The organism is Aeromicrobium sp. SORGH_AS_0981, assembly GCF_031453195.1.
In the GTDB taxonomy this organism is placed as follows: Bacteria; Actinomycetota; Actinomycetes; order Propionibacteriales; family Nocardioidaceae; genus Aeromicrobium.
On sequence record NZ_JAVIZD010000001.1, the window covers coordinates 3,212,179 to 3,223,984 of the forward strand.

15 protein-coding genes are annotated in these 11,806 nt (G+C 71.9%); 7 read left to right on the forward strand and 8 right to left on the reverse strand.

Annotated features, from left to right (window positions below):
- Positions 1–47 precede the first annotated feature (47 nt).
- The 6 genes from QE370_RS15840 to QE370_RS15865 all read right to left on the reverse strand — a co-directional run bounded on the left by QE370_RS15840 (position 48) and on the right by QE370_RS15865 (position 4,059).
- Entirely contained in the window at positions 48–617 is a 570-nt protein-coding gene (locus QE370_RS15840; RefSeq protein WP_309634937.1) for a PH domain-containing protein, read from the reverse strand.
- Positions 618–621: 4 nt separating this feature from the next.
- Positions 622–780 (reverse strand): hypothetical protein, encoded by a 159-nt coding sequence (locus tag QE370_RS15845; RefSeq protein ID WP_169795969.1) that lies wholly within the window; start codon positions 778–780, stop codon positions 622–624.
- Between the two features lie 88 nt (positions 781–868).
- On the reverse strand, positions 869–1,837 hold the full coding sequence (gene meaB, locus QE370_RS15850; RefSeq protein ID WP_253022230.1) for a methylmalonyl Co-A mutase-associated GTPase MeaB: 969 nt from the start codon (positions 1,835–1,837) through the stop codon (positions 869–871).
- Positions 1,838–1,863: 26 nt separating this feature from the next.
- Entirely contained in the window at positions 1,864–3,054 is a 1,191-nt protein-coding gene (locus QE370_RS15855; protein WP_309634938.1) for an acetyl-CoA C-acetyltransferase, read from the reverse strand.
- A 129-nt stretch (positions 3,055–3,183) separates the two neighbouring features.
- A complete protein-coding gene (locus QE370_RS15860) occupies positions 3,184–3,498 on the reverse strand; it encodes a LysR family transcriptional regulator (protein WP_309634939.1) in 315 nt (104 codons plus the stop codon).
- A gap of 159 nt (positions 3,499–3,657) precedes the next feature.
- Positions 3,658–4,059, reverse strand: coding sequence for a LysR family transcriptional regulator (locus QE370_RS15865; RefSeq protein ID WP_309634940.1), 402 nt, complete (start codon positions 4,057–4,059; stop codon positions 3,658–3,660).
- Positions 4,060–4,150: 91 nt separating this feature from the next.
- Between QE370_RS15865 and mce the strand changes: the two genes are divergently transcribed.
- The 3 genes from mce to QE370_RS15880 all read left to right on the forward strand — a co-directional run bounded on the left by mce (position 4,151) and on the right by QE370_RS15880 (position 7,484).
- On the forward strand, positions 4,151–4,600 hold the full coding sequence (gene mce / locus QE370_RS15870) for a methylmalonyl-CoA epimerase (RefSeq protein WP_309634941.1): 450 nt from the start codon (positions 4,151–4,153) through the stop codon (positions 4,598–4,600).
- A gap of 156 nt (positions 4,601–4,756) precedes the next feature.
- Positions 4,757–6,097 carry a crotonyl-CoA carboxylase/reductase gene (gene ccrA, locus QE370_RS15875; protein WP_253022222.1) on the forward strand — a complete coding sequence of 447 codons (1,341 nt, stop codon included), beginning with the start codon at positions 4,757–4,759 and terminating at the stop codon, positions 6,095–6,097.
- Between the two features lie 244 nt (positions 6,098–6,341).
- Positions 6,342–7,484, forward strand: coding sequence for a hypothetical protein (locus QE370_RS15880; protein ID WP_309634942.1), 1,143 nt, complete (start codon positions 6,342–6,344; stop codon positions 7,482–7,484).
- A 326-nt stretch (positions 7,485–7,810) separates the two neighbouring features.
- Here the strand turns inward: QE370_RS15880 and QE370_RS15885 are convergent, their stop codons facing one another.
- Together QE370_RS15885 and QE370_RS15890 are read right to left on the reverse strand one after the other, a co-directional pair.
- Positions 7,811–8,191 carry a hypothetical protein gene (locus QE370_RS15885; RefSeq protein ID WP_309634943.1) on the reverse strand — a complete coding sequence of 127 codons (381 nt, stop codon included), beginning with the start codon at positions 8,189–8,191 and terminating at the stop codon, positions 7,811–7,813.
- A 159-nt stretch (positions 8,192–8,350) separates the two neighbouring features.
- On the reverse strand, positions 8,351–9,547 hold the full coding sequence (locus tag QE370_RS15890; protein WP_309634944.1) for a 3-hydroxyacyl-CoA dehydrogenase NAD-binding domain-containing protein: 1,197 nt from the start codon (positions 9,545–9,547) through the stop codon (positions 8,351–8,353).
- An 82-nt stretch (positions 9,548–9,629) separates the two neighbouring features.
- Here QE370_RS15890 and QE370_RS15895 point away from each other — a divergent pair, with 82 nt between their 5' ends.
- The 4 genes from QE370_RS15895 (at position 9,630) to QE370_RS15910 (ending at position 11,774) form a co-directional block, all read left to right on the forward strand.
- Complete coding sequence (locus QE370_RS15895; RefSeq protein WP_253022214.1) at positions 9,630–10,031, forward strand: lipocalin family protein; 402 nt, start codon at positions 9,630–9,632, stop codon at positions 10,029–10,031.
- On the forward strand, positions 10,031–10,708 hold the full coding sequence (gene nucS, locus QE370_RS15900) for an endonuclease NucS (protein ID WP_067856320.1): 678 nt from the start codon (positions 10,031–10,033) through the stop codon (positions 10,706–10,708). The genes QE370_RS15895 and nucS overlap by 1 nt, the downstream gene beginning before the upstream one ends.
- 10 nt (positions 10,709–10,718) lie before the next feature.
- Positions 10,719–11,144: a hypothetical protein gene (locus QE370_RS15905; RefSeq protein WP_309634945.1), complete on the forward strand. Its 426-nt coding sequence runs from the start codon at positions 10,719–10,721 to the stop codon at positions 11,142–11,144.
- A gap of 111 nt (positions 11,145–11,255) precedes the next feature.
- Entirely contained in the window at positions 11,256–11,774 is a 519-nt protein-coding gene (locus QE370_RS15910; RefSeq protein WP_309635272.1) for a DUF1990 domain-containing protein, read from the forward strand.
- Positions 11,775–11,806 lie beyond the last annotated feature (32 nt).

The following is an 11,806-nucleotide window of genomic DNA, read 5'->3' on the forward strand; positions in this document are numbered from 1 at the left end:
CGGCGGCGGCTCCCCCTGCCGCCTGCGAGGTCCGAGGGTCCGGTGCGTCAGCGTCCGTCGGGGAGGGGCCGCGGACCGTCCGGGCGCGGCCCGCGCAGCCCGGCGCGCTGCACGACCCGCTGGATCGTCAGGTCGCGCTCGTCGGGATCGCCGATGTAGCGGATGTCGCGCAGCCCCTGCGCCTGCGCGGCCGACTCGAACACGAAGTGCCCGTAGCCCAGCAGGCGCCCCACGAACGGCTTCTCGACCGTGATGTCGAGGATGCGGGTGATCGGCATCGTCGCGATGCGGACCGAGAAGACGCCGGAGGCGCGGAAGACGCGCATGTTGGTGATCACGAAGACGTCCCGGTGCTCGCGGGCGACGGCGAAGAGCGCGTACCCGAGCCCGCCGGCCGCCAGCAGCAGGAAGAACCAGCCCAGCTGGATGGGGCCGACGAACGCGAGCACGCCGACGAGCAGCGCGGCCAGTGCGACCGCCGCGGGGCGCAGGTACACGACGCCGTGCTTGCGCACGAGGTCGATGACGTGCTCGCCCTCCTCGGCGAGGAGGTGACCCTCGACGTCCTGGTCCGGGATCCGCGCCAGCAGGGCGGCCAGCGCGGAGCTGCCCAGCACGGGACTACCGGGTGAGCTCGTCGACGAAGATGAAGACCTGCCCGAAGGCGTCGATGACCGCGTTGACCGCACCGCTGACCGCGTCGGCAGCGCCGGCGGGCGCGGTCAGCAGGTAGTAGACCACGAACGCGGCGACGAGGAGCACGAGGACCTTCTTCAGCACGGCACCATTCCTACCCCAGGCGGGCCTCGCGACCCGGCAGGCGCGCCCGGCGTGGCCCGTCCCACGTCACCGGGTCGTCGGCGGCGGACTACTGGACGACGTCGAGCAGCACGTCGGCGGCGGCGAACGGGTCCTGGTCGCCGGCCAGCACGTCCGCGGCGAGGTCGTCGAGCCTCGCGTCGGCGCCGACGTGCCCGAACCGCTCCCGCAGCTCGTGCACGGCGACCGCCTCGATCTCGCGTCGGGTGCGGGCGAGCCGACGACGACGCAGGTCGCCGGAGGCCTCCTGGTGGGCCCGGTGACGGTCGATCTCGGTGACGACGTCGTCGATCCCCTCGTCCCGTGACGCGACGGTGAGCAGGATCGGCGGCTTCCAGGCACCCTCGGGCCGTTCGGCCATCGCGACCATGGAGCGCAGCTCGCGGCGGGTGGACTGGGCACCGTCGCGGTCGGCCTTGTTGACGACGAACACGTCGCCGACCTCGAGGATGCCGGCCTTCGCCGCCTGGATGCCGTCGCCCATGCCGGGCGCGAGCAGGACGAGCGTGGTGTCGGCGAGCCCGGCCACCTCCACCTCCGACTGTCCGACGCCCACCGTCTCGACGAGCACGACGTCGCAGCCGGCCGCGTCGAGCACCCTCAGGGCGTGCGGCGCGGCCCACGACAGCCCGCCGAGGTGCCCGCGGCTGGCCATCGAGCGGATGTACACGCCGTCGTCCGTGGCGTGGTCGCCCATGCGGATGCGGTCGCCGAGCAGCGCACCCCCCGTGAACGGCGACGTCGGGTCGACGGCCAGGACGCCCACGCGCTTGCCGCGCGCCCGCAGCGCCGTGACCAGGGCGGCGGTCGACGTCGACTTGCCGACGCCGGGTGAGCCGGTGAGGCCGACCACGTGCGCCCGGCCCACGAGCGGCGCCAGGGCTGCACTGACCTCGCGCAGCACGGGTGACTCGTCCTCCACGAGGGAGATGAGACGGGCGACCGCCCGGGGCTGCCCCTCCCGCAGTCGCGCGACGAGGTCGGCGACGTCGGGTGCGCGCAGGCGCGAGGCAGCCACGGGCGGTCGGTGGGGGTTCGTCGGCGTCAGGCGGACGGCACGGTGATCAGCAGGGCGTCGCCCTGGCCGCCGCCACCGCACAGCGCGGCCGCGCCGAGGCCACCGCCACGACGCTTGAGCTCCAGCGCCAGGTGCAGCACGATGCGCGCGCCGCTCATGCCGATGGGGTGACCGAGGGAGATCGCACCGCCGTTGACGTTGACGATGTCCTCGGAGATGCCGAGCTTGCGCGTGGAGGCGATGCCCACCGCGGCGAACGCCTCGTTCAGCTCCACCAGGTCGAGGTCGGCAGCGGTCTTGCCCTGCTTGGCGAGCGCCTTCTCGATCGCGTTCGCGGGCTGCTCCTGGAGCGTGGAGTCGGGGCCGGACACGTTGCCGTGCGCGCCGATCTCGGCGATCCAGCTGAGGCCCAGCTCCTCGGCCTTGGCCTTGCTCATCACCACGACGGCTGCGGCGCCGTCGGAGATCTGGCTGGCCGTGCCGGCGGTGATGGTGCCGTCCTTGGAGAACGCCGGACGCAGCCGGCCGAGCGACTCGGCGGTGGTGTCGCCGCGGACGCCCTCGTCGGCGGCGACGACGACCGGGTCGCCCTTGCGCTGAGGGATCTCGACGGGGACGATCTCCTCGTCGAAGACGCCGTTCTTCTGCGCGGTGGCCGCGAGCTGGTGGGACCGGGCGCCGAAGGCGTCCTGCTCCTCCCGGGTGAACGCGTCGAGGTCGGCGTTGCGCTGCTCGGTGAGCGCGCCCATCGCCTGGTCGGTCAGCGCGTCCCACAGGCCGTCGTACTCCATGTGGTCGAGCAGCGTGGTCTTGCCGTACTTGGTGCCCTCGCGGGAGCCCTGGAGCAGGTGCGGCGCCTGCGTCATCGACTCCTGGCCGCCGGCCACGACGACGTCGTACTCGCCCGCGCGGATCAGCTGGTCGGCCAGCGCGATCGCGTTGATGCCGGAGAGGCAGACCTTGTTGATGGTCAGCGCGGGGACGTCGAGCGGGATGCCGCCCTTGAACGCGGCCTGACGGGCGGGGACCTGGCCGGCGCCGGCGCCGAGGACCTGGCCCATGATCACGTAGTCGACCTGGTCGCCGGTGATGCCGGCCTTCTCGAGGGCACCCTTGATGGCGATGCCACCGAGGTCGGTGCCGGACAGCGTCTTGAGGCCGCCGAGGAGGCGACCGATCGGCGTGCGGGCGCCGGCGACGATCACGGACTGGGTCATGGGGTTGCTCCCTTGCATGGACACAGGTGGTGGGGTGCCGGTCACTCTACTCGCGAGTCACATGCGTGGTCCCGGGGTGTGCGTCACGTCACGACGTCGCGTGCGCGGCACCGCCCCCGCCGTCGCGCCTCACCCGTCCTCGGGGCCTACCGGGAACGTCCTCGTGCCGAACCCACGGTCGGAGGAGGCGTCGCCGATGTGCTCGAGCTCGCGCGCCGCGGCCAGCATGAGGCGGGCCAGGGGGACGGCGCGTCGCCCGGCCTCGGTGAGCACGACCCGCGATCCCCGCCGATGGACCAGGCGCGTGCCGCACCCCTTCTCGAGCGCCTGCACCTGGGCGCTCACGGCCGGCGTGGAGAACCGCAGGACCCGGGCGGCGTCGGTGAAGGAGCCGATCTGGTCGACCGCCACGAGGGCGCGCAGCATCCGCAGGTCGAGATGCACGGCGACTCCCCCTCCCCTGGCTCCGCGGCGGCCGTCCCGGCCTGATCCGTGCGCGCCGGTACGGAGCAGGGCGGGTCCCGACGATCGGGCGGCCTGCTCGACCGCGCAGCATCGAGCCAAGAGCAGCGGGCCCCCGGAGGACAACGAGATTCACGATCTCTAGCACTGCTCTTGAGAAGTCCCTCGCTTCCTGGTAGTGGCCGTCGGACCGTTGCTCCCCGCGGCGTCGTGACGTGCCGTCGCGCGGACGTCGCCGGCCGGACGTCGACCCTGTGGTCCGGGCACGGCCGGCCCGGACTGCGCCGACGCCTCCAGGCGCTGGAGCTCCTGCGCGGCGACCAGGATGAGCCGCGCGATCGGCACGGCTCGCCGACCCGCGGACGTGAGCCGCGTCCCCGCGCCCGTGCGCTCGACCAGACGCGTCCCGCACGCCTTCTCCAGGGCGCGCAGATGGGCACTGACGGCAGCCGGGGAGAACGCCAGCGCCTGCGCCGCGCCCCCGACGGATCCGTGCGCCTCGACCATCACCAGCGCCCGCAGCATGCGCATCTCGACGTGCATCCGACCTCCGCCCTCCGTGGACTATCGACACTACGTTCGATCTCGGACGACCGGCCCGCGCCCGGCTGCACGCTCCTCTACGCTGCCTCCCATGACCTCCTCCTCCGTCGTCCCCGACCACCTGCTCGTCGCGATCGACCACGTCGGCATCGCCGTCCCCGACCTCGACGAGGCACTCGCCTTCTACTCCTCGGTCTTCGGCCTGGAGTCGATCCACGAGGAGGTGAACGAGGAGCAGGGCGTCCGCGAGGCGATGCTGGCGGTCGGCGACTCGGGCTCGTGCATCCAGCTGCTCGCGCCGCTGGACGACAGCTCGACGATCGCGAAGTTCCTCGACCGCAACGGCCAGGGCGTCCAGCAGCTCGCCTACCGGGTGACCGACATCGACGCGGTGTCCGCGATCATGCGCGACCGGGGCGTCCGCCTGCTGTACGACCAGCCGAAGCGCGGCACGTCCGACAGCCGCGTCAACTTCGTGCACCCGAAGGACGCCGGCGGCGTGCTCGTCGAGCTGGTCCAGCCCGCGGCCACCGGCCACTGACGTCGCCGCGGCGCTCCGCGCCGCTCTCGCGCCGGGCCTCGACCGCGGCGTGACCTGATCCACATGCGCGAGACGGGACGCAGAAGGCTACGTCTCGGTAACATCGCCGAAACCCGTGCCGGACCGAGCGCCGGAACACCCACCACTGGAGGCCCCGTGCAGCACATCCTCGACGCGATCCTCGCCGGAGACACGGCGGGCGAGGACTTCGCCAACCTGGAGATCCCCGACCACTACACCGCCGCCACCGTCCACAAGGACGAGGTGGACATGTTCGAGGGCGTCGCCAGCCGCGACAAGGACCCGCGCAAGTCGATCCACGTCGAGGACGTGGCCCTGCCCGAGCTGGGCCCGGGCGAGGCGCTCGTCGCCGTGATGGCCAGCGCCATCAACTACAACACCGTCTGGACGTCGATCTTCGAGCCTGTCTCGACCTTCGGCTTCCTCGAGCGCTACGGCAAGCTGTCGCCGCTCACCAAGCGCCACGACCTGCCCTACCACGTGGTCGGCTCCGACCTCGCCGGCGTCGTGCTGCGCACGGGGCCCGGCGTCACGCAGTGGAAGCCGGGCGCCGAGGTCGTGGCGCACTGTCTGTCGGTCGAGCTCGAGGACCCGGCCGGTCACGACGACACGATGATGGACCCGCAGCAGCGCATCTGGGGCTTCGAGACGAACTTCGGCGGACTCGCCCACATCGCCCTCGTGAAGTCCAACCAGCTCCTGCCGAAGCCCGACCACCTCACGTGGGAGGAGGCCGCGTCCCCCGGCCTCGTCAACGCGACGGCCTACCGCCAGCTCGTGTCCAAGAACGGCGGCAACATGAAGCAGGGCGACAACGTCCTGATCTGGGGTGCCTCCGGCGGACTCGGCGGCTTCGCCACGCAGTACGCGCTCAACGGTGGTGCCAACCCGATCTGCGTCGTCTCCAACGAGGAGAAGGCCAAGATCGTGCGCAGCATGGGCGCCGAGCACGTCATCAACCGTTCCGAGGAGAACTGGAAGTTCTGGAACGAGGACGGCACCCAGCAGAACCCCAAGGAGTGGCAGCGCCTGGGCAAGAAGATCCGTGAGCTGACCGGCGGCGAGGACATCGACATCGTCTTCGAGCACCCCGGTCGCGAGACCTTCGGCGCGTCGGTCTACGTCACCCGCAAGGGCGGGACGATCACGACCTGCGCGTCGACCACGGGCTTCATGCACGAGTACGACAACCGCTACCTCTGGATGAACCTCAAGCGGATCGTCTCCAGCCACTTCGCCAACTACCGCGAGGCCTTCGAGGCCAACCGGCTCATCGCGCAGGGCAAGATCCACCCGACCGTGTCGAAGACGTACAAGCTCGAGGACGTGGGCCAGGCGTCCCTCGACGTGCACCACAACCTCCACCAGGGCAAGGTCGGCGTGCTCGCGCTGGCCCCCGAGGAGGGTCTGGGCGTGCGCAACGAGGAGTTCCGCGCCCAGCACCTCGACGCGATCAACCGCTTCCGCGGCATCTGACCCGCGCAGGCACGCAGCCCGTCGAGGGCCCGGACGCACCGCGTCCGGGCCCTCGTCGCGTCCGGGCGTCGACGCGGCAGCACGGACGTCCGGCACACGCCCGCGTCGTCGCTGCGTCGTCGTCCCGCCTGGGTATGGTGGACGACGTCGCACACCGCGGCCGGCGCAGCGGCGCACGCCGCGCCACCGGCGTCCCAGCACGACCTCCAGCACACCCCCCCGAACCGACAGGGAGCACAGCGGCATGGCCGAAGAGCAGTCCGGTTTGTCCATCTTCGACGCGGCGCGCAAGTCCGCCGAGGCTGCGTTCCCCCTCGCCCGTCGCGGCGGCTACGACAGCGACGCGGTCGACGCCTGGGTCCGCACGCAGACCGCCGAGCTGCAGAAGGCCGCGGCCGCGGTCCAGGCGCTGCAGGAGGAGAACGACGAGCTGCACGACATCGTCGAGCAGCTGCGCGAGCGGGTCGAGTCGATCGAGCGGCCCTCCTACGCGGGCCTGGGCGGTCACGCCGCCCAGCTGCTCCAGCTCGCCGAGCAGGAGGCCGAGGAGATCCGCAGCCGCGCCCGCCGCGAGGCCGAGGAGACGCTGAAGATCGCCGAGGAGGAGGCCACCCTCGTCCGGACGGTCGCCGCGAAGGAGGCCGAGGAGACCCGCGGCCGGGCCGTCGTGGAGATCGAGGAGAAGCGTCGCGAGGTCCTCACCGAGGCAGAGGCCGGCCGCGCCGAGGCCGCGGCGCACGCCGACGACGTGCGCGCGCAGGCCGACCGCGAGGCCGCACAGATCCGTCTCGCCGCCGAGCAGGACGCCCAGAACATGCGGCTCGGTGCGACGCGCGAGGTCGAGCAGGCCCGCGCCGCGGCCGACCGCGAGGTCACGGAGGCACGCCGCGTCCTGGCCGTGGAGAAGGAGCGGCTCGCCCGCGAGGCCTCCGAGAACCACGCCGCCGCCACCGAGCAGACCGCCAAGCTGGTCACCGACGCCGAGACCCGTGCCGCCGCTGCCGACGAGCGGGCGCGTGGGCTCATGGCCAAGGCGAACGCCGCCAAGGAGTCGGCCGCTGCCGAGGCGGCCGGCATCATCGAGAACGCCCGCAAGGAGGCGGCGTCGCTGGTCGCCAACGCGCGGGCGGACGCCGAGCACCAGCGGGCGGCCGCCACGACCGACGTCGAGCGCGAGACGCGCGCCCTGCGCGCCGAGGTGGATGAGCTGCAGCGCCGCCGCGAGGGCATCCTCGCCCAGATGGGTCAGCTGCGTGACATCGTCGCCTCGTTCGCCGGCGACGCCGTCGCCGCCGCGCCGGCACCTGCTGCAGCGTCCGACGCCGCCGCGGACGACGCGACGGGGGACGCGACCGACGACGGGCCCCGCACCCCGGCAGCCGGCTGAGCCGCCACGGGGCCTCGCGGCATCGCACGCCCGCTGCGACCGCGCGCTAGGGCTGCCGCGTCCAGCACGCGGTGTGCCAGTGCCGACGCTCGTCGACGGCGTCCGCACTGAGCAGCGCCTTCTGCACGGGCCACACCACCACGTGCGGCGTCGCGGGAGGGATGGGTCGGTGGCAGGCGGGACACGTGTAGGTGCTCCGCGCGCTCGAACCGGTCAGTCGACGGACGTGCCAGTCACCGTCGCGCTTGCTCTCCACCGGCGGCGCCGCGGCTGGCGCAGGCCCGCGGGGACGGCGGGGCGGACGTCGACGGGACACCCGCGCGAGACTACCGGCCGGCGCCGGGCACGCAGTACGAGCGCAGCCAGCCCCGTCGGTGAGCTGCGACCTCGAGCGCCTCGTCGAACGGCAGCACGGCCGCCTCCCCACCCAGCCACTCCACGACCACGGTGTCCGTCAGACGGGGGCGCACGGTGCACCGCAGTCCCTGCCCCACGAGGTGGTCGACCATGGCGGCGGCGGCCGCCGACGGTCGGTCGGCGTCGCAGGGATCGTGGTCGCAGAGCACGACCTGCTGGTGGTCGGGTTCCGACGGCGGGCCCACCATCTTCTCCGCGACGATCACGGCAGGCACGAAGGAGATGACGAACGACAGCACCGAGCTGCGCACGAGGTGGCTGCCGCTCCTCGCCAGGTCGATCGTCGTCACGGGTGCTCCCGTCGTTCGTCCGCGCCGGCCCGATGACCAGCACGGGAGCATCAACGACCGGCGTCGAGCGGAGTTACCCGGCGGTCCGCGCGCTGGACCTCCCCGGACACGAGCAGGGGCGCCCGGGAGACCCGGACGCCCCTGCTCACGAGGTGGTGCTCAGTAGGTGTGGAAGCCCTCGCCGGTCTTGCGACCGAGCTTGCCCTCGGCGACGAGACGCTCGAGGGTGGGTGCGGGCGCCCATCCGTCGTGACCGAAGGTGCTCACCAGCGTCTGCTCGATGGCCAGCGACACGTCGTTGCCGACGACGTCGAGCAGCTCGAACGGACCCATGGGCAGCTTGGTCTCCTTGAGGGCCGTGTCGATCTCCTCGAGGCTGCCACCGCCGGCCTCGTGGAGCTTGACGGCGTCGTTCAGGTAGGGGAACAGCAGGGCGTTCACGATGAACCCCGCGCGGTCGCCGCAGGACACCGGGTGCTTGGCGACGTCGAGGCACAGGGCCTTCACCGTCTCCGCGACCTCGGGCGACGTGCTGTCGGCCGAGACGACCTCGACGAGCTTCATAACGGGCGCCGGGTTGAAGAAGTGCATGCCGACGACGTCCTGCGGGCGCGACGTGGCCTCGGCGCACGTCCCGATCGACAGCGACGACGTCGTCGTGGCGAGGATGGCGCCCGGCTTGGTGATCCGGTCGAGGTCGCGGAAGAGCTCGAGCTTCACGTCGATGTCCTCGGCGATCGCCTCGACGACGATGTCGACGTCGTCGAGCGCGTGCCGGTCGGTCGCGGCGGTGAGGCGACCGATCACGTCGGACTTCTCGTCCTCGGTGAGCCGACCCTTGGCGATGGCGCGGTCGAGGTTCTTCTCGATCCGGGCCTGGACCGCCGCGACCTTGTCGTCGGTGCGGCCGACGAAGACGACCTCGTGACCGGCCTTGGCGAAGACCTCGACGATGCCGGAGGCCATGGTGCCGGTGCCGACGACGCCGACCTTGCCGACCGGGTGGTGCTTCTGCGGGGCCGGGGTGGCTCCGCCGTCCGCGGCGGCGGACTCGAAGGTCGAACCGGCCTCGGCGAGCTTGACGAGGACCGGCGCGGGATCGTGCAGCGGGTCGCCGGTGGAGGCGTGCTGCTCGCGCAGGCCCTCCACGAGGGTGGCAGCACCGAGCGCGTCGACGAGCGCCAGGGGCCCGACCGGGTAGCCGCACCCGAACCGCATCGAGGCGTCGATGTCGTCCTTCGTCGCGTAGCCGCTCTCGTACATCGAGGCGGCGTGGTTGAGGTACGGGTACACCAGTGTCCGGGCGATCTGCGCGCCACGGTCGTCGGCCGTCAGACGGTCCACGATCTCCTGCATGCCTACTCCTAGGTAACTACGGGGTCGTGACACACTAGCGTCCGATCAGGATCTACGGGAGGACTGTCCTATGAATCGACGTATGAGCCGCGCCACGGGGGTCGCCGCCCTCGTCCTCGTGACCGTCGCAGCCTGCGGGACGGACGACGGCCCGGGCACGCCGGAGGGCTCCTCGCCCTCCCCCAGCGCATCCTCATCCGCGCCCTCGGCGTCGCCCTCGTCGGCCGCGCCGACCGAGAACCCGGCCACCGCGGCCGACCTGGCGGGCACCTGGCGCGACGACGCGAAGGACTGGACCGTCACCTTCACGGCCGACGGCACGTTCACCGAGGACTTCCAGGGCGTGCCGAAGTTCCGCACCGGCGACTACGAGGTCTCCGACGGTGTCGTGCAGCTGATGGGCGCCGACGGCAACACCGACCGCGGCACCGTGAAGGACGGGACCCTCGTGTTCCGTCTGGGCACGCTGGTCCGGCAGCAGTAGTGCGTCTCCTCGTCGCGCGCTGCCAGGTCGACTACGCCGGGCGGCTCACGGCCCACCTGCCCATGGCCACCCGAGTGATCATGGTGAAGGCTGACGGCTCGGTGCTCGTGCACTCCGACGGCGGGTCGTACAAGCCGCTGAACTGGATGAGCCCGCCGTGCACCCTGAAGGAAGGCACGGCCGAGGACGGCCGGGTCGAGTGGACCGTGCAGGCGGGCAAGACCGACGACACGCTGCGCATCCTCGTCGACGAGGTGCTGCACGACTCCCAGCACGACCTCGGCGTCGACCCGGGGTTGCGCAAGGACGGTGTCGAGAAGCACCTGCAGGAGCTGCTGGCCGAGCACACCACCACGCTCGGCGTCGGCATGACGCTCGTGCGCCGCGAGTACATGACGGCGATCGGTCCGGTCGACCTGCTGTGCCGCGACGACGCCGGCGCCTCGGTCGCCGTGGAGATCAAGCGGCGCGGCGAGATCGACGGCGTCGAGCAGCTGACGCGCTACCTGGAGCTCATGAACCGCGACCCCCAGCTGCGGCCCGTGCGCGGCATCTTCGCCGCCCAGGAGATCAAGCCGCAGGCTCGCACGCTCGCGGAGGACCGCGGCATCCAGTGCGTCGTCGTCGACTACGACGCGCTGCGCGGCATCGACGACCCCTCGCTGCGCCTCTTCTAGGCTCGACGCCATGAAACCCCTCGCCACGGTCGACATCACTCGCCCATGGCACTGGGGTATCGCGATCCTGTCCGACCCTGATCTCGGTGGAGAGATACCCGAGGTCGATCCAAGCGGTGGGGTGTCGGCGAACGAGAACGGCATCATCGTGCCCGTCCGCCACGCCCAGGACATCGAGTCCTTCGAAGGGGACTTCGAGTGGGCCGAGGCGACAGTGACCGTTCGACGGTGGTCGGATCCGCCGGAGCTCGAGGAGGGACGCGAGGTGGCCTTCGAGGGGAGGCTCGCCACCCCTCGTGGGCAACTGTGGATCGGCGATGCGGACGAGAACTCGGTCGCAGAGGGGTTCCCCACGTCGACCAGGATCCGAGTAGTGCTGCTGTCACACGACCTCGACTCACCCGACCAGGTGTGGGTCGACGCATGGGAAGCGTGATGCTCGACGCTGCGGTCGACGTCTGGACCTGAGGCGTCGAGCACCGCCTCGCACCCACGGACGACACTCGAGCGCCCGCTCGGCCCGTCCTAGCATGGGCGTGTGGTGGGCATGCTGAGCGCGGACCGGACGGCGAGGCTTGCGGCCCTCCGCCTCTCCTATCCCGAGGTGGGTGCGACCGCTGCGACGCTCCCGCGCGGCTATGTGCACCTGGTCCGTCATGTCACCCACGACGCGGACGCGTTCGCCTCGATGGTCGAACGTCTGATGACCTGGCAGGTCCACCAGGACGCGGGTCTGGGCGTCGTGGCGTCCGCCGGTCGCGTGCAGGCCGATGCCGTCGTCGAGCTGCGGATCGGGCCCCCTCCCCTGCAGGTGCGCGCACCCTGCCGCGTCGTCAACGTCGTCGACGAGCCGGACCGCGTCGGATTCGCCTACGGCACGCTCGACGGTCATCCTGAGCGCGGCGAGGAGAGCTTCTTCGTCGACCGCGTCGCCGGCGAAGCGCGGTTCACGATCGTCGCCTTCTCACGTCCGGCTACCGCGCTCGCCCGGGTCGGTGGTCCGCTCACGCGTCTGGTGCAGGACCGGGTCACCGAGCGCTACCTGCGTGCGATCCATCCACGGTGAGTCGAGCACTCGAGCGCCTCGCGGCACCGATC

Bases quoted from the DNA above. Each gene is read 5' to 3' on its own strand.
- QE370_RS15855 (WP_309634938.1), bottom strand. From the start codon at position 3,054: ATGACCCAGTCCGTGATCGTCGCCGGCGCCCGCACGCCGATCGGTCGC.
- QE370_RS15865 (WP_309634940.1), bottom strand. From the start codon at position 4,059: ATGCACGTCGAGATGCGCATGCTGCGGGCGCTGGTGATGGTCGAGGCG.
- mce (WP_309634941.1), top strand. From the start codon at position 4,151: ATGACCTCCTCCTCCGTCGTCCCCGACCACCTGCTCGTCGCGATCGAC.
- QE370_RS15880 (WP_309634942.1), top strand. From the start codon at position 6,342: ATGGCCGAAGAGCAGTCCGGTTTGTCCATCTTCGACGCGGCGCGCAAG.
- QE370_RS15890 (WP_309634944.1), bottom strand. From the start codon at position 9,547: ATGCAGGAGATCGTGGACCGTCTGACGGCCGACGACCGTGGCGCGCAG.
- QE370_RS15895 (WP_253022214.1), top strand. From the start codon at position 9,630: ATGAGCCGCGCCACGGGGGTCGCCGCCCTCGTCCTCGTGACCGTCGCA.
- QE370_RS15905 (WP_309634945.1), top strand. From the start codon at position 10,719: ATGAAACCCCTCGCCACGGTCGACATCACTCGCCCATGGCACTGGGGT.
- QE370_RS15910 (WP_309635272.1), top strand. From the start codon at position 11,256: ATGCTGAGCGCGGACCGGACGGCGAGGCTTGCGGCCCTCCGCCTCTCC.